The sequence below is a fragment of the Curtobacterium sp. 314Chir4.1 genome (genome assembly GCF_900215175.1).
GTDB lineage: Bacteria > Actinomycetota > Actinomycetes > Actinomycetales > Microbacteriaceae > Curtobacterium > Curtobacterium pusillum_A.
In genome coordinates this window covers 358,810-381,039 of the sequence record NZ_OCMI01000002.1, presented here as the reverse complement: position 1 = coordinate 381,039, position 22,230 = coordinate 358,810, and the positions used below count along the sequence as shown (strand labels likewise).

Annotated in this window: 23 protein-coding genes; 8 read left to right on the top strand and 15 right to left on the bottom strand. The window is 73.4% G+C overall.

Annotation, left to right across the window (positions count from 1 at the left end; genetic code table 11):
- Window positions 1–160: 160 nt before the first annotated feature.
- From CRP27_RS06760 to coaBC, 8 genes are all read right to left on the bottom strand, one after another.
- Window positions 161–1,309, bottom strand: coding sequence for a low temperature requirement protein A (locus CRP27_RS06760; RefSeq protein WP_255257464.1), 1,149 nt, complete (start codon window positions 1,307–1,309; stop codon window positions 161–163).
- A gap of 74 nt (window positions 1,310–1,383) precedes the next feature.
- Window positions 1,384–2,247, bottom strand: coding sequence for a phospholipase (locus CRP27_RS06755; protein ID WP_097179944.1), 864 nt, complete (start codon window positions 2,245–2,247; stop codon window positions 1,384–1,386).
- A gap of 282 nt (window positions 2,248–2,529) precedes the next feature.
- Window positions 2,530–2,991, bottom strand: a complete 462-nt coding sequence (locus tag CRP27_RS06750; protein WP_097179943.1) for a MarR family winged helix-turn-helix transcriptional regulator — start codon at window positions 2,989–2,991, stop codon at window positions 2,530–2,532.
- Between the two features lie 173 nt (window positions 2,992–3,164).
- The gene (locus tag CRP27_RS06745; RefSeq protein ID WP_097179942.1) at window positions 3,165–3,815 is read right to left on the bottom strand and encodes a GntR family transcriptional regulator; all 651 of its coding nucleotides are present in this window, start codon (window positions 3,813–3,815) and stop codon (window positions 3,165–3,167) included.
- Between the two features lie 135 nt (window positions 3,816–3,950).
- Window positions 3,951–4,385: a DUF1810 domain-containing protein gene (locus tag CRP27_RS06740; protein WP_097179941.1), complete on the bottom strand. Its 435-nt coding sequence runs from the start codon at window positions 4,383–4,385 to the stop codon at window positions 3,951–3,953.
- Complete coding sequence (locus CRP27_RS06735) at window positions 4,382–5,170, bottom strand: YqjF family protein (protein ID WP_176505493.1); 789 nt, start codon at window positions 5,168–5,170, stop codon at window positions 4,382–4,384. The genes CRP27_RS06740 and CRP27_RS06735 overlap by 4 nt, the downstream gene beginning before the upstream one ends.
- The gene (locus CRP27_RS06730; protein ID WP_097179939.1) at window positions 5,167–5,565 is read right to left on the bottom strand and encodes a hypothetical protein; all 399 of its coding nucleotides are present in this window, start codon (window positions 5,563–5,565) and stop codon (window positions 5,167–5,169) included. Before CRP27_RS06730 ends, CRP27_RS06735 begins: the two co-directional genes overlap by 4 nt.
- 60 nt (window positions 5,566–5,625) lie before the next feature.
- A complete protein-coding gene (coaBC, locus tag CRP27_RS06725) occupies window positions 5,626–6,873 on the bottom strand; it encodes a bifunctional phosphopantothenoylcysteine decarboxylase/phosphopantothenate--cysteine ligase CoaBC (protein WP_097180324.1) in 1,248 nt (415 codons plus the stop codon).
- A 68-nt stretch (window positions 6,874–6,941) separates the two neighbouring features.
- Between coaBC and CRP27_RS06720 the strand changes: the two genes are divergently transcribed.
- Together CRP27_RS06720 and CRP27_RS06715 are read left to right on the top strand one after the other, a co-directional pair.
- Window positions 6,942–7,730 carry an NRDE family protein gene (locus tag CRP27_RS06720; RefSeq protein ID WP_097179938.1) on the top strand — a complete coding sequence of 263 codons (789 nt, stop codon included), beginning with the start codon at window positions 6,942–6,944 and terminating at the stop codon, window positions 7,728–7,730.
- Window positions 7,731–7,786: 56 nt separating this feature from the next.
- The gene (locus tag CRP27_RS06715) at window positions 7,787–8,512 is read left to right on the top strand and encodes an SGNH/GDSL hydrolase family protein (protein WP_097179937.1); all 726 of its coding nucleotides are present in this window, start codon (window positions 7,787–7,789) and stop codon (window positions 8,510–8,512) included.
- A 72-nt stretch (window positions 8,513–8,584) separates the two neighbouring features.
- On the opposite strand, the gene CRP27_RS06710 is transcribed toward CRP27_RS06715, so the two are convergent.
- A complete protein-coding gene (locus CRP27_RS06710; RefSeq protein ID WP_097179936.1) occupies window positions 8,585–9,493 on the bottom strand; it encodes an SDR family oxidoreductase in 909 nt (302 codons plus the stop codon).
- A gap of 107 nt (window positions 9,494–9,600) precedes the next feature.
- Between CRP27_RS06710 and CRP27_RS06705 the strand changes: the two genes are divergently transcribed.
- From CRP27_RS06705 to CRP27_RS06695, 3 genes are all read left to right on the top strand, one after another.
- Complete coding sequence (locus CRP27_RS06705; protein WP_255257463.1) at window positions 9,601–10,710, top strand: LLM class flavin-dependent oxidoreductase; 1,110 nt, start codon at window positions 9,601–9,603, stop codon at window positions 10,708–10,710.
- Window positions 10,711–10,853: 143 nt separating this feature from the next.
- On the top strand, window positions 10,854–11,483 hold the full coding sequence (locus CRP27_RS06700) for a hypothetical protein (RefSeq protein WP_097180322.1): 630 nt from the start codon (window positions 10,854–10,856) through the stop codon (window positions 11,481–11,483).
- Window positions 11,484–11,614: 131 nt separating this feature from the next.
- Complete coding sequence (locus CRP27_RS06695; protein WP_097179935.1) at window positions 11,615–12,106, top strand: pyridoxamine 5'-phosphate oxidase family protein; 492 nt, start codon at window positions 11,615–11,617, stop codon at window positions 12,104–12,106.
- Window positions 12,107–12,301: 195 nt separating this feature from the next.
- On the opposite strand, the gene CRP27_RS06690 is transcribed toward CRP27_RS06695, so the two are convergent.
- Window positions 12,302–13,546 carry a hypothetical protein gene (locus tag CRP27_RS06690; protein ID WP_255257462.1) on the bottom strand — a complete coding sequence of 415 codons (1,245 nt, stop codon included), beginning with the start codon at window positions 13,544–13,546 and terminating at the stop codon, window positions 12,302–12,304.
- A 199-nt stretch (window positions 13,547–13,745) separates the two neighbouring features.
- Here CRP27_RS06690 and CRP27_RS06685 point away from each other — a divergent pair, with 199 nt between their 5' ends.
- Window positions 13,746–14,147 (top strand): RidA family protein, encoded by a 402-nt coding sequence (locus tag CRP27_RS06685; RefSeq protein WP_097179934.1) that lies wholly within the window; start codon window positions 13,746–13,748, stop codon window positions 14,145–14,147.
- Between the two features lie 24 nt (window positions 14,148–14,171).
- On the opposite strand, the gene CRP27_RS06680 is transcribed toward CRP27_RS06685, so the two are convergent.
- From CRP27_RS06680 to CRP27_RS17950, 5 genes are read right to left on the bottom strand one after another with little or no spacing between them, the layout of a single operon-like run.
- Entirely contained in the window at window positions 14,172–15,761 is a 1,590-nt protein-coding gene (locus CRP27_RS06680) for an amidohydrolase family protein (RefSeq protein WP_097179933.1), read from the bottom strand.
- Window positions 15,758–16,414 carry a bifunctional 4-hydroxy-2-oxoglutarate aldolase/2-dehydro-3-deoxy-phosphogluconate aldolase gene (locus tag CRP27_RS06675; protein WP_097179932.1) on the bottom strand — a complete coding sequence of 219 codons (657 nt, stop codon included), beginning with the start codon at window positions 16,412–16,414 and terminating at the stop codon, window positions 15,758–15,760. Before CRP27_RS06675 ends, CRP27_RS06680 begins: the two co-directional genes overlap by 4 nt.
- 30 nt (window positions 16,415–16,444) lie before the next feature.
- Window positions 16,445–17,434, bottom strand: coding sequence for a sugar kinase (locus CRP27_RS06670; RefSeq protein WP_097179931.1), 990 nt, complete (start codon window positions 17,432–17,434; stop codon window positions 16,445–16,447).
- Window positions 17,431–18,282: an IclR family transcriptional regulator gene (locus CRP27_RS06665; protein WP_097179930.1), complete on the bottom strand. Its 852-nt coding sequence runs from the start codon at window positions 18,280–18,282 to the stop codon at window positions 17,431–17,433. Before CRP27_RS06665 ends, CRP27_RS06670 begins: the two co-directional genes overlap by 4 nt.
- The gene (locus CRP27_RS17950; RefSeq protein ID WP_176505492.1) at window positions 18,282–19,556 is read right to left on the bottom strand and encodes an alanine racemase; all 1,275 of its coding nucleotides are present in this window, start codon (window positions 19,554–19,556) and stop codon (window positions 18,282–18,284) included. The genes CRP27_RS06665 and CRP27_RS17950 overlap by 1 nt, the downstream gene beginning before the upstream one ends.
- A gap of 121 nt (window positions 19,557–19,677) precedes the next feature.
- Between CRP27_RS17950 and CRP27_RS06655 the strand changes: the two genes are divergently transcribed.
- Both CRP27_RS06655 and CRP27_RS06650 read left to right on the top strand, forming a co-directional pair.
- On the top strand, window positions 19,678–21,081 hold the full coding sequence (locus tag CRP27_RS06655; RefSeq protein WP_097179929.1) for an MFS transporter: 1,404 nt from the start codon (window positions 19,678–19,680) through the stop codon (window positions 21,079–21,081).
- 147 nt (window positions 21,082–21,228) lie between these two features.
- Window positions 21,229–22,005 carry an endonuclease/exonuclease/phosphatase family protein gene (locus tag CRP27_RS06650; RefSeq protein ID WP_097179928.1) on the top strand — a complete coding sequence of 259 codons (777 nt, stop codon included), beginning with the start codon at window positions 21,229–21,231 and terminating at the stop codon, window positions 22,003–22,005.
- The last annotated feature ends 225 nt before the right edge of the window (window positions 22,006–22,230 follow it).

Here is a 22,230-nt window from a genome sequence, read left to right as displayed (position 1 = left end):
GCGGGGCGGCCTGGCACCGCGCCTCTCGCCACCGGCACGGCCGACCTGCCGCTGGCACGGCCGACCTGCCGCTGGCACGGCCGACCTGCCGCTGGCACGGCCGACCTGCCGCTGGCGCGGCAGTCCGGAACCGGCGGCGTGGGCACAGTCCGACATCGGGTCACCGTCCGCGGTCCGCGACCTCCAGGACCACCACGATCGCCGCGACGAGCACGGCCGTCGCGACCAGCGAGATCGCGGGCACTGCGATGCTCGCGAGCACCGCGAGCGCGAGCACGACGACGACGACGTTCCACCCGGTGGGCAGCGACGGTCGCAGCGCGAGTGCCCAGATCGCGAGCACGAAGAGCGCGACCGGCACCGCGATGGTGGCCGCGACGGTCGCGTGGGACAGGTCCGCCTCGCCCGCGTCGGCGCTGACGGCGACCTCGATGCCGGCTGGCAGCGCACCGGCGGCGGCGAACACGAGGTAGTGGCCGTAGCCGAAGACGAGCGCCGTCGGCAGCGAGCGGATGTGGTCGTGCTGCTCCCGCGAGAAGTAGATCCACCAGAGACCGGCGACGATCACCAGCCCGCACGCGGCGAGGACGAGGAGCGACGCCAGGTGGTCGGCGTGGGCGATCCCGTCGATGACCGCGTTGGCCGAGGCGACGAGTCCCTCACCGAGCACGATGAGCGTGAAGAGCGAGTAGCGCTCGGCGATGTGCCGCGTGTGCCAGGGGGTCGTGCGGGTGCCGGCCTCGGCGAACGGCGGGACGAGGACCTCGAGCAGGATGAGCACCGGGACCACCGCCCACCCCACGTCGTGCGGCAGCAGGAGCGCGACCACCCAGAGGATCTGGACGACCACGATCCCCGCGGCGTACCGCAGGGCCGTGCGTCGGTACTCGGGCGAGGACGCAGCAGCGCGGAGCCACTGACCGACCAGGGCGAGCCGCATCACCACGTACCCGAGGACGACGATCGTGGTCGAGCCCTCGACCATCGCCGCGTGGACCCCGGCGGCGAGCACGAGCACGCCGGCCATCTGCACGAACGTCATCACGCGGTAGAGCCAGTCGTCCGTGTCGAACGACGTGGCGAACCACGTGAAGTTGATCCAGGCCCACCAGATGGCGAAGAACACGAAGGCGTACGAGACCACGGCAGAGGAGACGTGCCCCTCCGCCTCGATCTCGTGCAGGTTCGAGGCGGCGAACCCCACGGCGACGACGAACACCAGGTCGAAGAGGAGCTCGAGGGGGCTTGCGGCGCGGTGTCCCTCGGTGGGGTCCCGGGGCGCCATGCGGCGGAGTCCGATGGTGGTCACCCGGTATGCCTACACGACGAACGGCCCCGGGAGCGATCCCGGGGCCGTCCTGTGTGTGCTGCTCAGGCGGAGCGTCAGTAGAAGTTCGACGCCTGCGAGTGCGCCCACGCTGCGCAGGGCGTGCCGTAGGAGGCGCTGATGTACTGCAGCCCCCACGTGATCTGCGTCGTGGCGTTGGTGCGCCAGTCCGCGGCGATGGTCGCCATCTTCGAGCCGGGCAGGGCCTGCGGGATGCCGGTCGCGCCGCCGTTCGCGTTGACGGCCTGGTAGTTCCAGCCGGACTCCTTGGTCCACAGGTTGTCGAGGCACTGGAACTGGTCGGAACCCCAGCCGTACTTCGACGCCGCGAGGGAGCTGGCCGTGGCCTTCGCACCCTCGACGGTGTTCGCGGCGGCCTGCTTGCGCGCCGCTTCGGCTGCCGCTGCGCGCTCGGCCGCTGCCTTCCGCGCTGCGGCTTCGGCGGCGGCCTTCGCGTCGGCGTCGCGCTTGTCCTGGGTGGCGCTGGCGTTCGCGACGTCGGTGGTGGCGTCGACCGTCGAGGCGATCCGCGACGTGAGCGCGGCACCGGAGAGCTTCCGGTAGTCGTCGAGCGAGTCGATGCGCCGCTCGAGGGTCGCCGTGTCGGTCTTGTCGTTCGCGGTCTCGACGATGGTCTGCGCGGTGGCGATGGTCGCGGCGGCCTGGGCCCGGTCGAGCGCGGTCCCCTCGAGTGCCGGTGCGGTGGTGGCGCTGGCGCTCGGCATGCCGAGGGCTTCGCCGATCGCGGGCTGTGTGCCGACGGTCGCGATGCCGCCGGCGACGGCGAGGACCGCTGCGCCGCCCACGATGAACGTGGTGGGGCGACGGAGCGCACGGCGGAGCCGCCGGTTGGGGGAGTTCAGGGCCTCACGTCGGGTCGAGGCCGTGGTGGTGGGGAGGTCGGTGTTGCGTCCTGTCATCGATTCCGGTGGTCGGCCGGCTCGTGGTGCGCAGCTCGGGACGGTGCACGCGGGTGATGGGAGCGTGCAGGGGTGTCGGACGTGTGACGTCCGTCGTCGGAGCTCGCGAGCCGGGGGAGGACCGGACGGTGGTGTGGGGCCCGTCCGTCCGCCGGCCGGCGACCGTGGGGTGGCCGCCGATGGGCGAAGACGAAACGATGACCCGTCATCCTGGACGCACCGTCCAGACTGACTGGCAGAACCGTCCGTCCACCCGTTCGTAACGGTTCGGTAACGACCCGATCAGGCCTGGGAGGTGTGAGCTTCCTGGGTGCGGTCGCCCTGGGCCACACGTTCGAGGGCGTCGAGTGCCGCGGCGATCGCGTCGACGTCCGGCTCGGGGAGCTCCGCGATGAGTTCCGCGACGATCCCGGTGCGGTCGGACCGCGCACGCTCGACGGCGGCGATGCCCTCCGGCGTGGCGGTGACCATGAAGGCGCGACCGTCCCGCGGATCGGCCTCGCGCTCGATGAACCCCCGCTGCTCGAGCTCGGTCAGGATCCGCGTCATCGTCGGCTTCGTGACGACCTCGATCCGCGACAGGTCGCCGGGACGCAGGGGACCCTCTCGTTGGATCGTGGCGAGTGCGGAGACGATCCCGTAGCCGAGCGCGGCCGAGTCGGTGCGCGCCCGTCGGTTGATCCGGCCGACCGCTGCGGCGAGGCGCGCGGCGATCTCGGTATGGTCCGGTCGGCGGTTGCTCATGCGGTGCTCCGGGTGGTCTGGCGGGCGGTCGCGCCGATGCTACCGGCTCGCCGGAGCGCATGACTGGGAGCGTCGCGCAGGCGCGGACGGCGACTGCCTGGAGGCGCGGGGAACGAGGACCGCCCGCCTCGCGTGGGCGAGACGGGCGGGTTCCTGTACGGCGGTTCAGCTGATCAGCGCTTCTCGCCCGGCAGGAGGTGGATCGCCTCGGTCGCGAGCTCCGCCGCGACGTTGTCGCCGGAGGCCGTGGCCTCGCGCAGACGGCGGAAGTCCTCGGTCATCTGGTCCCAGTCGACGAGCTCGTCGAGGTTCGGCAGGCGCAGGCGGAACGCGAGCCCGTCCATCGTGTCCCGGCAGACGCGCTGCAGGTTCTCGTTGCCGCACTCGTCGACGTACAGGGCGAACACCCCGAGCGCGTCGTGGTTGACGGCCGCGACGTCGTGCTGCTCGTAGTCCTTGATGGTGGCGTCGAGCTGGGCGAGGATCTTCTTCTTCGCGCTCGCGCCCAGCAGTGGGACCGCCAGGCGGACGACCCCGCCGAACAGCACGCCGAGCGTCTGCAGCGCCTCGACCACCTCGGTCGGGTTCGGCGTCGTGACGCGCGTGTACCGGTTCGGCGCCATCTCGATGAGGCCGGCGCGGGCGAGCTGGCTCAGGGCCTCGCGGATGGGTGTGCGGGAGACGCCGAGCCACGAGATGAGCTCGTCGTCGTTGAGACGCTCACCGGGCTCCAACGTGCCGTCCATGATCGCGTCGTGGATCTTCTGGCGGACGGTGTCGCGGAGCAGCTGGTGCTCGGTCGGTGCGCTGCTGGGGACCGGCATGCGGGTTCCTTCGGGATCGTGGCGGAAGGGATCGGGTCGGGCGACCGACCGTTCGGTACGGTCGCGTGGTTCACCGTACCTGATATAAGAACGGCGTTCCGATCGGATCGGGGAGTGTCACGAGGTCGGACGACGTCACTCGTCGAGGCGCAGCAGCCGCAGCGTCACCGGGTCCTCGGTCCCGGCGTACCAGCGTGCCAGGACGGCGCGGAACGGCTCGGGGTCGTCCGCCGACCGGGCGAACAGCGTCATCGACGACCGGAGCTTCAGGGCGTCGACACCGCCGAGCAGTTCGTCGGCCGATCGTGCGGGTGCGGTCGCCGCCGCCTCGGTCGCCTCGAGGAGTCGCGGGCCGAGGACGGCGTGCGCCAGGTACGCGCGCGCCTCGGCGGTGCCGTCGAGCGCGTACTGCTGCGCCGTCGCGCTCCGGCCGAGCCCGGCGAGCTGCGGGAACACGAACCACATCCAGTGCGAGGTCTTCCGGCCGTGCCGGAGCTCGGCGAGCGCGGTCCCGTGCACGCCGTCCTGCGCGCGGACGAACCGTTCGAGGTGGTGCGGGTCGTCGGTCACCGGACCACGTCCCCCCAGCCGTACCGGACGGTGGTGCGGTCCACGACGACCAGCGAGTCCGGGGTGCGGTCGAGGAGCCCGGGCATGCCGACCGCGTCGGGCAGGTCGCCCTCGAGTCGTTCGAGCCGCGCCGACCGGATCTCGAGCGGCGGGTGCTGGCGCTGCCAGAAGACGGTCTGGGCGAGGTGCCGTGCGTGGATGCCCTCGCGCGTCGTGAGCTCCGTGGCGAGCGGCGTGTCGACGGCCGGGCCGGCCACGACGCGGACGGTGGCCTCGTGGCGGGGCTGCACCGCTCCTCCCGGCCGTGTCCCGTGACCGCGCAGCCAGCGGATCGGGTGCAGCGCACGCGCGGGGTGTCGGACCGAGTGGTGCGCGATGGTGTCCCCACGACGGCGGGCACGGGCGTGCGCGAACGTGTACGGAACCCCGAGCAGCGCGTGCGCGGCGACGATGGCGGGCACGTTCGCGGTGTCCACGGTGCGGTAGACGACGCCGCGGCGCCCGTGGTCGTCGATCGTCAGGATCTCGATCGTGACCTCGGTCATCGTGCCGAGCCGACCCGAGGGCGGGAACGGCGGCACGCGCGTCTCGCGGAAGACGTACGCCGACAGCCCGGCCCAGGCACTGCCGTCGACCACGTCCGGGCGGGTGCCGCGCGGGACCAGTCGTGACAGGGACTCCGGGTCGTGCCGCCAGTGCGCGAACACGATGTCCTCCCAGGCGTGCACCGTGACGGGCCGGTGCAGCAGCGGCACCGCGGCCCGGGCACGCGCCGGCTCGGTCACCGCTTCGGCGCGTGGCGGCCGACGCGCACGGCCCAGGCGACGAGGGGTGCCTGCAGCGGCAGCCGGAGGACGGACACGAGTCGCGCGGCCCGTGTCGAGCGGGGGCTGTCGAGGAGGTCGTTCGCCATCTTGACGTTCGCGGGGAAGACCGCCAGGAACAGCGCCGCCGCGGCCCACCCCGCTGCCCGACGCGTCGCGGGGATCGCGAGGCCGGTCGCGATGCCGAGCTCGGCGGCACCGGAGGCCAGCGTGGTCAGCCGTGGGGGCAGCGTGTCCGGCACGATCCGGTCGTAGCCCTTCGGCCGCAGGAAGTGGGTGACGCCGGCCCCGCCCAGCACGACGGCGAGGAGGGTGGCGGTCCGGGTGGCGCGTCGTTGACGCTCGCGTCGTCGCATGCCCCCATCGTGCCCGTGCGACGCTCGACGCGTCCGGAGAGCGCTCAGGGCGGTGCGTGCTCAGGTCAGCGCGGTCGCGACGAGGTCGAGGATCGCCGTCGCCACCTCGGCCTTCGTGCCGGAGGTCTCCCGGACGACCTCGCCGCCGGGTACGAGCACCTCGATGGCGTTCTCCTCGCGTTCGAAGCCCGCCGACCAGCCGACGTGGTTCACCACGAGCAGGTCGGCCGGCTTCCGGGCGATCTTGGCGCGGCCGAGTGCGAGACGGGCGGCGCGGTCGGGCTCCGTCTCGGCCGCGAACCCGACGATGATCTGCCCGGTGCGCCGAGCCGCGACGAGGTCGGCGAGGACGTCGGGGTTCCGGACGAGCTCGAGCGTCATGGTGTCGCCCTGCGCCTCCTTCTTGAGCTTGTCCGGGCGGACCTCGGCCGGACGGTAGTCGGCGACGGCGGCGGTCATCACGACGACGTCGGCCTCGGCTGCCGCCGCGTGCACCGCCTCGGCGAGCTCGAGCGCCGACCCGACGGGCACGATCGTCGCGTCGAGACCCCCGGTCAGCCCCGCGTCGACGTTGGCCGCGACCACGGTCACCGCGGCACCGCGCTCGGCGGCGTCGGCGGCGATCGCGAGTCCCTGTCGTCCGCTCGAGCGGTTCCCGACGAAGCGGACCGGGTCGAACGGTTCCCGGGTGCCGCCGGCGCTGACGACGACGCGCACGCCGGCGAGGTCGCCCTGCTCGCCCCGGGCGACCGTGCCGGAGGGGGTGGCCGGGGATCCCGGGTCGCCTCCGACCACGGCGAGCGCGGCGTCCACGATGTCCTCAGGCTCCGCCATCCGACCGATGCCCGCGTCGTCACCGGTCAGGGCGCCGACGACGGGTCCGACGAACCGGACGCCGCGGTCCCGGAGCACGGCCACGTTGGCGGTCGTCGCCGGGTGCTCCCACATCTGCGGGTGCATCGCGGGTGCGACGACGACGGGTGCCTCGGTGGCCAGGAGGGTCGTGCCGAGCAGGTCGCCCGCCAGGCCCGCGGTCATCCGGGCGAGGGTGTCGGCGGTGGCCGGGGCGACGACGATCAGGTCCGCACGCCGGCCGAGCGACACGTGCCGGACCTCGGCGACGTCCTCGAAGACGCTCGTGGTGACCGGGTTCCGGCTGAGCGCCTCGAGCGTGGGCAGGCCGACGAACCGCAGCGCGCCCTCGGTCGGGACGACGTGCACGTCGTGGCCGCGCTTGACGAGGTCGCGGACGACGCCGACGGCCTTGTAGGCGGCGATGCCCCCGGTGATCCCCACGACGACGGTCAGGCGGCGCTCTGCTGCTGCTGCGTTCACGTCCGTCACGCTACCCGGAGCGGCGTGCGAGGATCGATCCCATGTGCACCGTCGTCGTCCGCGTCGACCCGGGGTCCGCGTGGCCCGTCACGATGCTCGCGCTCCGCGACGAGTCGCCCGAGCGTCCGTGGGACCCGCCGGCGGCGTGGTGGCCGGAGCGCGACCCGGCGATCCGCGGCGTCCGCGACCGCTCGGCCGGGGGTGCGTGGCTCGCGGCGTCCGACCGGGCCGGGCTCGCGGTCGTCCTGAACCGCGGTGAGGACGTCCCGAGCGCCGACGGCACCTGGGCGACGCGCGGGATCGTGCCGCTCGACGCCGTCGGTGGTGTGCTCCCGGGGCACGACGGCACGGTGCCGACGACGCGGGCGTTCAACCTGGTGCGCGCGACGGCCTCGGGCGCCGAGGTCCTGACGTGGGACGGCTCCCGGGTCCGCACGACCGAGCTCGGACCGGGCGTGCACATGGTCACGCACGGTGAACCCGACGACCCCGCGGCGCCGCGCATCGGCCGGTGGCTCGAGGCCTTCCGGGGCGTCGAGGCGCCGACCGGTCCGCCCGTGCTCGGGCCGTTCGACGAGCTCCGCACCGCGGACGCCGGCGACGACGCGGGTGACGGGTGGAGCGGGTGGTTCGGCCTGCTCGCCGAGTCGGCCGTGCTGCCCGCCGACGACCCGGACGCGATCCTCCGCGACGCGCACGAACGGGACGGCCACTTCGCGACGCTGTCGATCGTGGCAGCGGCGGTGGGACCCGAGCGCACGGTCCTGCAGCACGCGCGGCTCACCGAACCGGGGCGGCTCGACGGGTCGGTGGAGCTGCACCACGCCTGAACCGGCCCACAGCGGGTGACCGGCCGCGTCATGGCCGCCGCGCGTAGCGTCCGGGTGTGCTCTCCGGGACGCGTTCCGTGCTGACCGCCGTCGTGGCGGTCGTCGCGGTGCTCGGACTGGCCGCGTGCTCCGAGGACGCGTCCGTCGCCGCGGCCCCGACCTCGGACGCGGCCCCGACGCCGACCGCGCGCGCTGCCCGGTCGTGGGACGACGCTCCCGGTGCCCGCGTCGTCGTGATCGGCGACTCGATCAGCGGCGGGCACGGCTTGTCCGCCGAGCAGGCCTGGCCCGAGCTCCTCGCCCGGAGCGAGCGGTGGCAGCTGACGAACCTGTCGTGCGACGGCGCCGGCGTGCTGACCGAGGGGGACGACGACGACTGCGGCAGCACGTACGAGCAGCTGGTCGAGCGCGCCGTGGACCTCCGACCCGCGGTCGTCCTGGTGCAGGCGAGCTCGAACGACCTCGGGCAGGACGACGACGAGCTCGCCGGTGCCACCGAGCAGCTCGTCGCCGAGGTCCACCGACTCCTGCCCCGCGCCCGTGTCGTCGGCCTCAGCGCGATCTGGAACGAGGACGCTCCGCCCGCCCAGCTCGCGTCGATCTCGGCGGCGCTCCGGTCCGCCGTCGAGCGGGACGGCGGGACCTCGGTCGACGTCGGCGAGCCGCTCCGCGGGCACGCGGACTGGATGCAGGCGGACGACGTGCACCCGACTGCCCGCGGGCAGCGGGCGATCGCGGCGGCGGTGCGCACGGCCTTCGGACGCGACCACGTGCGGTTCTGACGCAGCGGGGCGGAGCCGACCCGCGCCTCCAGGCCGACGCCCGCCGACACCGACGGACCGCAGGGCGGCGTCTCAGGCGGGCGGCGCGGTCCCCGTGAGGTCCTCGGCCACGGCCCACAGCGACCGCGCCAGGTCGGCCTTCCGAGCCGACTTCGGGACGGACGCCGTGGTGGTCGGACCGGTCAGACCGAACGCACCCGACGGCCCGTAGTACGCCCCTCCGGTCGCGTTCGGACCGACGGCCGCGTACAGCAGCGGCTCCGACCCCTGCTCCACGTCCTGGGTGAACGGCAGGGCGAGGTTGCGGGACTGCACGGGCTTCGACCGCCCCAGCGACCGGCCGGCCGACTGCAGGTTCGTCCGCGTGTAGCCGGGGTGCGCCGCCGTGCTCGTGAGCGGCCAGTCGAGCTCGACGGACAGCCGGTGCAGGTGCAGCGCGAGCAGGAGGTCGGCGAGCTTCGACTGGGCGTAGGCGCGCCAGCCGTTGTAGCCGCGCTCCCACTGCAGGTCGTCGAACCGGATCCGTCCGGGGACGGCGGCGATGCTCGACATCGTCGCGACGCGGGAGTCGGGCGAGCGGAGGAGCGCGGGGAGCAGCAGGTTGGTCAGGGCGAACGGCCCGAGGAAGTTCGTGCCGAACTGCAGCTCGAAGCCGTCGACGGTCTCGAAGCGCTTCGGTGGCGCCATCACGCCGGCGTTGTTGACGAGGACGTCGAGTGCCCGGTCCTCCGCGAGGATGCCGGCGGCGAACCGCCGGACACTCGCGAGGTCGGCGAGGTCGAGCTCGCGCACCTCGACGTCGGCGTCCGGGTGGGCCGACCGGATGGCGGCGGCTGCGTCCTCGCCCTTCGAGGGCGTGCGGACGGCGAGGACCACGGACGCTCCGGCGGCGGCGAGGCGGGTGGCGGTCTCCTTGCCGGTTCCGCTGTTCGCGCCCGTGACGACGATGCGGCGGCCGGTCTGGTCGGGGATCTGCGGCATGCGGGGGACCGTACGCGCGGACCCTGGTGGTGTCGCGACCCCCGTGGTAGTTTGATGCAAACGCATGAAAACGGCGGCGGTCACACCCGCAGCCAGCAGGAGGACCCATGAGCAACGCATTCGGCACCGACCGCCCCTCGGACGTCCCGCCGCCCGCACCCGAGCGGGTCGGCCCCGTGCAGCTCGGCCTCGACACGTTCGGCGACGTCACCGAGCTCCCCGACGGCAGCGTCAAGTCGGACGCGCAGAGCATCCGCGACGTCGTCGACCAGGCCGTCCTCGCCGACCAGGTCGGCATCGACTTCATCGGCGTGGGGGAGCACCACCGCGCCGACTTCGTCGTGAGCGCACCCGAGGTGGTCCTCGCCGCGATCGCCGCTCGGACCTCGCGGATCCGGATGGGCAGCGCGGTGACCGTGCTGTCGAGCGACGACCCGGTCCGCGTGTACGAGCGGTTCGCCACCGTCGACGCGCTGTCGAACGGCCGCGCCGAGGTCATCCTGGGCCGTGGGTCCTTCACCGAGTCGTTCCCGCTGTTCGGCTACGACCTCGCCGACTACGAGGTCCTGTTCGAGGAGAAGCTCCAGCTCTTCGCCGCACTCCGCGGCGGCGACCCGGTCACGTGGTCCGGCACGAAGCGTGCACCGCTCACCGACCAGGACGTCTTCCCGAAGCTCGAGCACGGCGCCATCCCCACCTGGGTCGGCGTCGGCGGCTCGCCGCAGTCCGTCATCCGCGCCGCGTCCTACGGTCTGCCGCTGTTCCTCGCGATCATCGGCGGGCAGCCCGCGCAGTTCGCCCCGTTCTCGCGCCTGTACCGCCAGGCGCTCGCGCAGCTCGACCTGCCGCAGCAGCCGATCGCGATGCACTCGCCCGGGTTCGTCGCCGCCACCGACGAAGAGGCGGCCGAGCGCTACTGGCCGTACCACAAGGCCGTCACCGACCGGCTCGGTGCCGAGCGCGGCTGGCCGCCCCTCGACGTCGCCGGGTACCGAGCCGGGCTGTCGGCCGGCGGGTCGCTCTACGTCGGGTCGCCGGAGACGGTCGCACGGAAGATCGCGCGGAACATGCGGATCCTCGGTGTCACCCGCTTCGACATGCGGTACGCGACGGGTCGCCTGCCGCACGACGACATGATGCGGTCGATCGAGCTGTACGGCACGCAGGTCGCCCCGCGGGTGCGGGAGCTGCTGGCGCAGCCCGTCCCGGTCGCCTGAGGCTTCCGCCAAAGCGACAGGTTCCCGCCGTCGTGACGCAGGAACCTGTCGCTTTCGCACGACGGGTGGTCGCCTGGGGCGGCCTGGAGGCGCGCCTCGCCCCACCGACGCCGCTCACGGGGGCGCCGGGTACGGTCCAGGGCATGTCGCCCACCCCCGCCCCGTCCCCCGTCGAGCGTCGGTTCCGTGGCCGGATCACGGGCGTCGGCACGACGTCCGGCGTGCGCATCGTCGTGGGCATGTGGGAGCGCTCGCCGTTCGGTGCGTTCACCGACGTGTTCCTCGAGCTGCCCGACGGCACGAGCGTCCTGCTCGCCCCGGACGAGATCGTCGCCGCGTACGTGTCCGGCACCTACCGGTTCGACACGGTCTCGGTCGTCGACGTGTCCGCCCGTCGGACCGCCAGCGGCATCGAGCTCTCCGCCGGGGCGCTGCAGGCCTCGATCGACGTCGGCACGATCTCCCCGCTCGGCCGGGTGCTCCGCATCGTCCCGAAGCCCATCGCCCGCGACCCCCGGTGGCTCGCGGTGATCGACCCCGTGGCGCGGCTGCTGGCACCGGGGTCGGGCACGGCGGGCTCCGCCGGGAACGGCCGACGCGAGTACTACGGCGTGACCGGGGCGCACGACGTCACCGGCGTGCGGGGGACCTGGGCGGGGGAGCCGCTGGGGTCCCTGGCGCCGCTCGACCCGCCCGTGGCCTTCGGGTTCGCGTCGATGCCGCGGATCCCGCAGGTCGTCGACGTCGAGACGACCATCCGCGAACCGGCCTGACCGCGGGGCACCAGCCGCGCCGACCCGGACGCGCCCAGCATCGAGGGGCAGACTGGCGGGAACGGACCGCGCCCCGGGGAGACCCGGCCGCACGTCGAGCACAACGGGGCGCACGACGCGAGAGGAGCACCATGACCGACACAGAGGCAGACCAGCGCGCAGCCATCTCGGACATCGTCCACGGAGCCCACACGGCCCTGCTGACGACCGTCAGCGAGGACGGCCAGCTGCACGCACGACCCCTCGCCGTGCAGGACAAGGCGTTCCACGGCACGCTCCGCTTCCTCGTGCAGGACGGCAGCGAGAAGGTCGAGGACATCGCCCGGAACCCGCACGTCAACATCGCGATCGAGTCCCAGGGCGGGTACCTGTCCATCGCCGGCACCGCCACGGTCACCCAGGACGACACGGTCATCGACGAGCTGTGGTCACCGTTCGCGGAAGCCTGGTTCCCGGACGGCCGCGAGGACCCGACGATCCGGCTGCTGACCGTCGAGGGTGACTCGGTCGAGTACTGGACGCAGGACACCGGCCCGGTGGGGAGCCTCGTGCAGACCCTCAAGGCCGCACTCGGCAAGCAGAGTCAGCCGGACACCGGCGACCACGGCACCGTCGAGCTCTAGGGAGTGCTGGCCGCGCGGTGTCTCGCGCGGCCAGCACGCCGCTCGATCCGCGAGACACCGCCCCGGGCCCGAGACGCCGCCGAATCCGGCGGTGTCTCGCGCGTGCGGCGGTGTCTCGCGGGTACGGCGGTGTCTCGCGCGTGCGGCGGTGTTTCGCGCGCGCCGAACTCGGACGTCTGCTGCTCGGCCCGTGCGTCACGGCGGGCCGAGCAGCCACAGCACCGCGACGAGCACCGGCTGCCCGAGCACGGCGCAGACCACGAACGTCCACCGCATCCACGGCTTCGCGACGAGCTCCGGTGAACCGAACAGCGGCGCGAGCGGCATCAGCAGCCGGGGCGTCGAGGCCATCGGCAGCGACACCGCGAAGATGTACAGCGCGTACGCCGCCGAGAACACCACGGTCGTGAACCCCAGCCGACGGGTGGACCGGCGCAGCAGCCACACCGGGTACGCCACGAGCAGGAACACCACGATGAGCACCCCGCCCACGCCGAGCCACCGTGCGGCGATGAGGAACCACGGGGTGAGCGGCGTGAAGTCGACCCGTCCGATGAAGTTCACCCACCAGGACATCTCGGTCTCGAGGTAGGCGTTCGGCGAACCCGTCACGTGCGCGGCGATGACCGGCCAGGCGAACCCGGCGGCCGCCATGACCACGCCGGCCGCGACGACGCGGAGGCGTTCGGCCACCGGGAACACGTCGAGCGAGCGGACACCTGCGGTCCGTCGGGCACTGACCCACCGCACGAGGGCGACGACCCCGAGCACGAGCGGGATCGCGAGCGCCCCGGGCCGGGTGAACGCGGCGACCACCCCGAGGACGGTCAGCAGGCCGTACCGTCGACGCTCGAGCGCGAGGAGTGCCCCGAACGTCAGTGCGAGGAACGTGCTCTCGGCGTACCCGACCTGCAGCAGGAACGACAACGGCCCGCATGTGAAGAAGAACACCGCCCACATCGCGGCCGAGGACCCGGCGCGGTCGCGGACCAGCCGGTGCAGCAGGTAGGTCGCGACGAGTCCGGCGAGCAGGGCGATCGCGGGTGCGCCGACGTCGAACGGCACGCCGGTCGAGGCGGTGAGCATCCGGATCGTGAACGGGAACGCCGGGAGGAACGCCCACGCGTTCTGCGCGACGTGCCCGGCGGCGTCGAGCGGGAGGGCCGTCGGGTAGCCGTGCACCGAGATCTGCTCGTAGTACTGGCCGTCCCACGCCGTCAAGAAGTTGAGGAAGCCGTGGTCGTTGCCCCAGATCGCGTTCTCCGGCAGCGCACGGCCGATGAGCGGGAAGGCGAGTGCGAGCCAGAACGTCGACACGATGCGCCCGCCGGTCCACACGAGGAGCACGGCGGCCCACGCCGGCAGGCTCGTCACGAGGTCGAGCAGCCGACGACGGCCGCTCGCGATCGACTCCGTCAGGGTCCCGTCCAGTCGACTCACCGCGGCACTCCGCGATGTCCGGGCATGGCAGGGGGCACGGTACGAGCGTAGACGCGCGATGCTTGCGGGTTCCTCACCACGCGGCCTGGAGGCACGGATCGCGTTGTGCAGGACGGAACGGGTGGGCCGCGTGGCCGGGTCCACCGCCGCGCCGCCGCCTAGCCTGGAGGTCACGTCCACCGACCCGTGAGGAGCCACCGTGCCGGACACCACCGCACCGAAGACCGCCATCGTGACCGACAACGCCCCGAAGCCCGCCGGCCCGTACAGCCAGGGGATCGTCGCGAACGGCTTCATCTACACCGCCGGCTTCGGCCCGCAGGACCCGGCCACGGGGGAGATCGCCGACGACGTCGCCGGCCAGACCGCCCAGGTGCTGGCGAACGTCGCGGCCGTCCTCGCCGAGCACGGTGCGACCCTGGACGACGTCGTGAAGTCGACCGTGCACCTCGAGCACTCCGACCGCGACTTCCCGGCCTTCAACGAGGAGTACGCGAAGCACTTCTCGCAGCCGTACCCGGTCCGCACCACCGTGCAGTCGCACCTCGCGAACATCCTCGTCGAGATCGACGTCGTCGCGGTGCTGCCGACCGCGGAGTGACGCCCGCGTTCACTGAGTGAAGCCTCACCGACCCCCGGTGCCGGAGCCGTCCCGACGGAGCCCCGCGCCGGGGGTCGCGTGCGTCAGGGCGCCGTCGGCGAGCACCGGGACCCCTGCGACGAGGACGTCGTCGATGCCCTCGGCCAGCCGCATCGGCTCCGCGTACGACGAGCCGGCCGTGACCGCGTCGGGGTCGACGACCGCCAGGTCCGCGATCGCTCCGGCACGGACCACGCCGCGGTCCCCGAGTCGGTAGCGCTCGACGCTCGTGGTGGACAGGTGCCGGACGGTCTCCGACCAGCCGAGCCGTCCGGGCACGGCGTACTCCTGCAGGTACCGCGCGAACGTGCCGTACGCCCGCGGGTGCGGGTGCGTCCCGACGAAGATGCCGTCCGATCCGGCCGTGTGCCCGGGGAGCCGGAAGAGCCGCGTGAGCTCGTCCGCGGTCCGGGGCCGGGGGACCCGCATCACGACGGTGACCTGCAGCGCCGAGTCGACGAGCACGTCGAGCGCGAGGTCCACCGGGTCGGTGCCCGTGGCCGCCGCGGCCTCGGCGAGCGTCCGGCCCTGCAGTGCGTGGAACTCGGCGGCCGGCACGTGCGACAGTGTGATCTGGTCGGCCCAGTCCGTCCCGAGGTCGGCGCGGCCGAGCACGCGTGCCAGCACCGCGCCCCGGACCCGGTGGCGGCCGGCGTCGTCGGCGAGCGCGTGGGCGAGGTCATCGGTGCTGGGCCGCGCGAGCTCGGCGGGCAGCAGCAGCATCGACAGGATCGTGCAGCCGCGGGAGTACGGGTAGGCGTCGAACGACATCGGCGCCCCGGCCGCCGCGAGTTCGGCGAGGGCGGCGACGGCGAGCTCGACCGGCGCGTGCAGGTGCGACACGTGTGCCCGCACGCCGGAGGCCCGCACGATGTCCGCGATCTCGTCCAGTCCCGCGCGGGCGTTCCCCTCGTAGCCGCCGCGCATGTGCGAGACGTAGAGCCCGTCGGCGGCCGCGACCTCCGTGCAGAGCGCCGCGAGCTCCGCGGTGTCGGCGTACAGCCCCGGCACGTAGTCGAGACCCGTGGCGAGGCCCGTCGCCCCCTCGGCCAGGCCCCGGCGCACGAGGGCACGCATGGCCTCGAGCTCGGTCGGGGTCGCGGGCCGGTCGTCGTCGCCGATGACCTCGTGCCGGACCGTGCCGGCGGGCACCAGGGTCGCCACGTTCACCGGCGTCGTGCCGTCGTACGTCGCGAGCAGCGCCCCCACCCCACCGCCGTCGTACCGGGGGTGGGGTCCGTCGATCGCGGCGAAGTACCGGTCGGCGTAGCCGCCGTCGCCCGGAGCGGGGCCGACGCCGTCCTGCCCGGTGACGATCGTCGTGACGCCCTGCCGGAGCAGCGCGGTCTGCACGGCGTCGTCGAACACGAGCGAGCCGCCGTGCGAGTGTGCGTCCACGAACCCGGGGAGCACGAGGCGCTCGCCGCAGTCGATCGTGGCGACGTCGGTCGGGACGTCGAGGTCGGTGCCGACGGCGACGATCCGACCGTCCGCGACGAGCACGTCGGCGCGCTCGGCACCGTCGGCACCGACGACGGTGCCACCGCGGAGGAGGACCTGCGCCGGGTCGGTCACCGTGCGAGCCCGGCCACGAGTCGTTCGGCCCGGGTCCGGAGGGCGTCGAGGTCACCGCTCGTCAGGGCGTCGCCGACGAGCGGGGAGCCGAGCCCGACCGCGACCGCTCCGGCCGCGAGGTAGTCGGACGCGTCGTCGACGCCGATGCCGCCCGTGGGGATCACGTCCACGAAGTCGAGCGGTGCCAGGACCTGCTTGAGGAACGCCGGGCCGCCGAGCTGTGCGGCCGGGAACACCTTCACCGCGCGGGCGCCGAGCTGCCAGGCGCGGACGATCTCGGTCGGGGTCGCCGCCCCCGGGTACCACCCGAGGCCGCGTTCGTGCGCGCGTTCCCCGATGTCGGCGTCGAGGTGCGGGCTCACCGCGAAGACCGCCCCGGCCGCCGCTGCCTCGTCGAGCTGGCGGGGTTCGAGCACGGTGCCGACGCCGATCGACGCCGCGGTGCCGTAGCGCTCCGCGGCCCAGGCGATGCCCTCCCGCCAGCGCGGCGTGTTCGTGGTGATCTCGATCGCCCGGACGCCGGCCTCGACCAGCGTGGCGATGACGTCCTCGACGTGCTCGCCGGTGCCGCCGCGGAGGATCGCGATCGCCGGGCCGGCGGCGTGCCGGTGCCGCACGGGGACTGCGGGCTCGGTGCTGGTGGTGTTCGTCATGTGCTCGTTCCTCGTGGTCAGCGGGACCGGTCAGCGGTCGACGCGGTCGTGGACGCCGTGGTCGACGTCCGAGGGGATGGTGGTGTCGTGCAGGGCGGCCGGGTCCGGGCGGCGCCAGTCGCTCTCGACGGTGCACGCGAGCGCGCCGGCGTCGGCCGCCCGGTCGAGGGCATCGGCCGCGGTGGCCCCGGAGAGCGTCGCCGCGAGCCAGCCGGCGACGAAGGCGTCCCCGGCGCCGACGGGGTCGACGACCCGCACCGGCGTGGCCGGGCGACGGAGGAACGCCCCGTCGACGGACGCCACCGCGCCGCGCGATCCGAGCTTCACGACGGCGCGGCCCCTGGCGAGTGCCGCGAGGTCGTGCGCGAGGTTCTCGTCGTCGCCCTCGTCGTCGGCGAGCCCGAGGACGAGCCGGGCCTCGTCGTCGCCGGCGAACACGATCGACGACCGCCGGGCGACGGCCCGGTAGCGCTCCCGTGCGGTGTCGGCGTCGATGAGCTTCGGCCGGTGGTTGACGTCGAAGGACACCGGCACCCCGGCGGCGTCGGCGCGGTCGATCGCCGACTCGACGGTCGCGCGGGCCTCGTCGGACAGTGCGAGCGTGATGCCGGTGACGTGCAGGAGCGCAGCCTGTTCGACGATGCTCGCCGGCAGGTCGGACGGCCGCAGGGCCGAGCCCGCCGAACCCCGACGGTGGTAGGTCACCCGGGTGCGTCCGTCGGCCAGCCGCTCCTTCATCATGATGCCCGTCGACCGGTCGGGGTCCGGTACGGCGACGACGTCGACGCCCTCGCTCCGGACGTCACGCGTGACGCGGTCGCCGGCGGGGTCGGTGCCCACGCGGCCGATCCACGTCGTCGGCACGCCGGCGCGGACGAGGCCGATCGCGACGTTGCTCTCGGCACCGCCGGTGTCCACGCGCATGTGCTCGAGGTCGGGAACGGCACCCGTGTCCCGGCCGGTCAGGAGCAGCATCGTCTCGCCGAAGGTCAGGACGCGACGGACGCCGTCCCCGCTCACCGGGTGCCCTTCGACAGGGCGAGCTGCGCCGAGGACGACCCGAGCGCCACGGAGATCTCGAGCGCGGTCCGGACGACGCCGTCGCCGAGTTCGCGGACGGCCGCGGCGGGGAACCGGGAGGCCAGGCCGGAGATGCTCATCGCGCCGACGACCTGGTTCGCGTGGTCGAGCACCGGCGCGGCGACGCACCGGATGTCCGGCTCGTTCTCGCGGTCGTCGATGCCGTACCCGCGGCCGTGCGTCCGGTCGACCTCCGCACGCCAGCGGTCGTCGTCGACGATCGAGTGCTCGGTCATGGCGGTCGCCGGCTCCGCGAGCACCCGCTCGAGCAGTTCGGGCTCGCCGAAGGCCACCATCGCCTTGCCGGACGCGGTGTTGCGCATCGGCAGGCGGTTGCCGATCCGGGAGCCCATCCGCACGGTCCCGCGCATCTCGACCTTGTCGACGTAGACGATGTCGGTGCCGTCCGGGACGACGAGGTGGCACGTCAGCCCCGTCTGCTCGGCGGTGCGACGGAGGAACGGTGCGGCCGCCGAGCGGAGGTCGATGCCCTCGAGGTAGCTCTGCCCGAGCAGCAGGGCGCCGAGGCCGAGCGTGAAGCCCGCGTCGGGCGTCCGGCGCAGCAGGTCGTTCTCGACCATCGGGGCGGTCAGCCGGAGCACGGTGGACTTCGAGGTGCCGAGCTCCGCCGCGAGCGTGGTGAGCGACACCGCGGGCTCGCCGTTCCTGGTGCGGTCCGCGATGCAGTCGAGCAGCCGGAGGCCGCGGCGCAGCGACAGTGCGGCGTTGCGGGCCGGCGTCGGGTCGCCGTCGTCCGTCACGGGTGCGACCGGCGTGGTGGCGCGCATCAGAACCACGTCGCGATCGTGTCGAGGACGGTCTCGTCGTCGTCCAGGACGACCACCTGCCGCCACTTGTCGAAGACCGTGCACGGGTGCGAGATGCCGAACACGACGACGTCGCCGGGCGTCAGCCCCGGCGCCCCGTCCGCCAGCGCGAGGTAGCAGTGCTGGTCGTCGAGGCGGGCGACGGTGACCGCCCCGGGAACCGGAGCGACGGGGACGACGTCACCCGCGCCTCTCCCCACCGGCACGGCCGGCCCGCCGCTGGCGCGTCGGTCCGGAACCGGCGGCGTGGGCCCAGGCCCGGTGTGGCGGACGGAACGGACCACAGGGAGTCCCTCGTCGAACGAGATGTCCCGCTTGCCGACCGCGACCAGCGCGAGTCCGGGTTCGGGGCAGGACGTGACGCGCCCCCAGACCTCGATCGCGGGGACGAGCGAGCCTTCCTCCGGGTGGCGGCCGAAGGGCGTGCGCTCGGCGTAGAAGCCGTCGTCGTGCGTGAGGTACGCGCCGGACCGGAGCAGCACGTCGAGGTCGTCGGGGCGGGCGGCGACCGCGTCGACCACCCCGTCGAACCAGGCGCTCCCGCCCATGCTGAACAGGGCGCGTGGGGCGTCGACGAGCGGTCGCACCGCGGCGGCGACGGCGAGGACGCCCTCGACGTACGTGCGCGCGGCGTCCACGCCCGGCAGGCCGCCCTCGTACCCGGAGACGCCCCGGAGCGAGAGGCCGGCGTCGTGCGCGGCCCGGGCGACGTCGTGCGCCGCGGCCGCGGTCCGGACGCCGGTGCGACCGCCGGGGAACCCGACCTCGACCAGGACGTGCAGGTCGCCGGCGACCTCGGCCTGCGCGGCGCGGGCCGCCTCGACGCCGGCGGGGGAGTCGACGTAGCAGAGGACGTCCGCGACGGAGTCGGCTGCGCGACGGGAGGCGAGCCAGGCGAGGCCGGCGGGGTCGAGGACCTCGTTCGCGACGAGGATCCGGTGCACGCCGTGCTCCCACGCGACCATGGCCTGCTGGACGGACGCGACGGTGACGCCCCAGGCGCCGGCGTCGACCTGCCGAGCGGCCAGCGCCGGTGCCATGTGCGTCTTCATGTGCGGCGCGAACAGGAGTCCGTGCCGCTCGACGTAGGCCTGCATGACGGCGGTGTTGTTCGCCAACGCGGACTCGCGCAGCGTCATCACGGGCAGGTGCGCGTGGTCGAGGACGTGGCGGGTCGCCGGGGCCGCCGGGTCGGGGGCGCCCTTCGTCGTGACCGTGCCGGGTGTGGTCGTCATCGAACCTCCTGTGCGTCGTGCGGTGCCCCTACGTTCGCGGTGTCGCGTCGTGTGGGGCAACGTCCGCGTCCCCGTCATTCTGCAGTGCAAAACCTCGGTTGGGCATAGCATTCGGCCTGACATGGCGACGACGACGACGACACGACGACGGGGCAGTACGGCGGTGGCCGTGCTCGTCGCGGGTACCTTCTTCATGGAGCTCCTGGACGGCACGATCCTGGCCACGGCGGCGCCGGCGATGGGACGCGACCTCGGGGTCGACTCCGCTGCGGTCGGTGTCGCGATCACCGCGTACCTGGTCACGTTGGCCGTGTTCATCCCGGTGAGCGGTTGGCTGACCGACCGCATCGGCTCCCGCACCGTCTTCGCGGGCGCGATCGCCCTGTTCACCATCGCCTCGGCCCTCTGCGCACTGTCGACGGGGCTCGTCGACCTGACGCTGTGGCGCATCCTGCAGGGGCTCGGGGGTGCGCTCATGGTGCCGGTCGGACGGCTCGTCGTGCTCCGGAGCGCCGGGCGGGAGCAGCTCGTCACCGCGATCGCCATCCTGACCTGGCCGGCCCTCGCGGCCCCGATCATCGCGCCGTTCGTCGGTGGCGTGCTCGTCGACACCCTGTCCTGGCACTGGATCTTCCTCATCAACATCCCGCTCGGCGTGATCGCGTTCGTCGCGGCGCTCGTGCTCGTCCCGCAGGAGCGTGCGGCGGAGCGGGTGCCGTTCGACTGGTTCGGCTCGCTGCTCGCCTGCTTCGGCCTCGGTTCGCTCGTCGTGATGGCGTCCCTGCTCGCGCTCGACACGATCCCGGTGGTCGCCGTGGTCCTGTTCGGGATCCTCGGTGCGGTGTGCTGCTGGCTCGCGGTCTGGCACTTCCGCCGGGCACCACACCCGATCATGGGGCTCGACTCGTTCCGGCTCGAGACCTTCCGGGTGTCGCACGCCGGCGGCAGCCTGTTCCGCCTGGCCGTGTCCGCGGTGCCGTTCGTCCTGCCGCTGCTCTTCCAGGACGCCTGGGGCTGGAGTGCCGTGCTCGCCGGGTCCGCCGTGCTCTGGGTCTTCGTCGGCAACCTCGGCATCAAGCCCATGACGACGCCGTTCCTCCGCTGGTTCGGGTACCGCCCGGTCATCGTCGTGTCGAGTGCGATCGCCGCGCTGAGCGTCGTCGCGATGGTCTTCATGACCGAGGACACCCCGTTCTGGCTCCTCGCCGTGCTGCTCGTCGTGAGCGGCGCCGCGCGGTCCGTCGGCTTCACGGCGTACAACACCATCGCGTTCGCGGACGTCGAGCAGGCCGACATGACCCCGGCGAACACGCTGTCGTCGACCCTCCAGCAGACGGCCGCCGGCTTCGGTGTCGCGGTCGCCGCGGTGGTCATCCGAGCCGCTGCCGGACTCGGCGGTACCGGGCCGTACGACGCGGCGTTCTGGGTGATCGCGGTGCTGCTCATCGTCGCCTGCGTCGAGGGGCTCCTGATGAGCCGCACAGCCGGCGAGACGGTCCGACCCGCGCGCCGCGTTCGCGCCTGAGGCCGCCGATCCGGCGTCGTCGTCCGTTTTCGACACGGTCACACGCACGAAACCCGGGCCGCGCTACAGTCTCAGCATCCGTTTGCGATCGCCGAGTACGGTTGCCCGCGGCAGGGTGACCGGAAACACCCGGAACAGGAAGGCAGCATGGCCGCGCCACAGCAGCAGGGGACGATCGCAGCCGACACGGCCGTGGAACCGACCGGGCTGCGTGTCGTCAGTTACAACCTCCGCGAGCACACCGCGAACGGCGAACTCGCCGCGTTGGCCGAGGCTTCGCAGGCCGACGTGATCTGCGTGCAGGAGTGCGACAGCAACGACCTGGCACCCTCCGTCGCCGGCCTCTCCCTCGCCGCGTCGACCCAGGGGAACCGGCTCGGACTCGCGATCTACAAGCGCGACGACCGCTTCGAGGTCCAGGACTTCACGATCCACTCCCTGCAGAAGTCGCTGCACGACCGGGTCCTCGCACCCGCGCACGAGCGGCTCATCGCGATGCACCTGCGCGACACCGAGGCCGACGCCGAGGTCATCGTCGCGTCCTTCCACGCCTCGCCCCTGACCGCGACGAACTCCCTGCGCCGCAAGCAGATCGAGGCCGCGCACCAGTTCGTCCGGGACCTCTCGACCGAGGCCCCAGCGGTCATGGTCGGCGACTTCAACTACCCCTGGTTCCAGACGAACCTGCGCCGCAAGATCGAGCAGCACGGCTTCGCGCTGTCCCTCTCCGACCAGCCGACGTACCTGCGCTACCGCAAGTTCACCGGCCACTTCGACTTCGCGACGAGCGTCGGTCTGCACATCGCCGGCGTCGAGACCCTGCCGGCGGGCATCTCCGACCACCGGCCGATCCTGGTCCGTGCGCACTACGAGCACCCCGGCGCGACGGGCAGTGTCGCCACGACCGAGGCTCCCGCGGCCTGACGCGCCGCGCCCGCGGGCGCCTCGCCGAGGTCGCACGACGTGCCGGTCGCGCCGCGGGATCGCGGCAGAACGAGCGATCTCACCGTGTCGGTCGCGCGGCACCATGGGTGCGCCCCGCGCCAGCGCACGCACGGGAGGCCCGGTGCCGGTTCCAGGAACCGGCACCGGGCCTCCAGGCGGTTGCGTCCAGGGCACGTGCCGCGGTCGCAGGACGCGCCGTGTCGT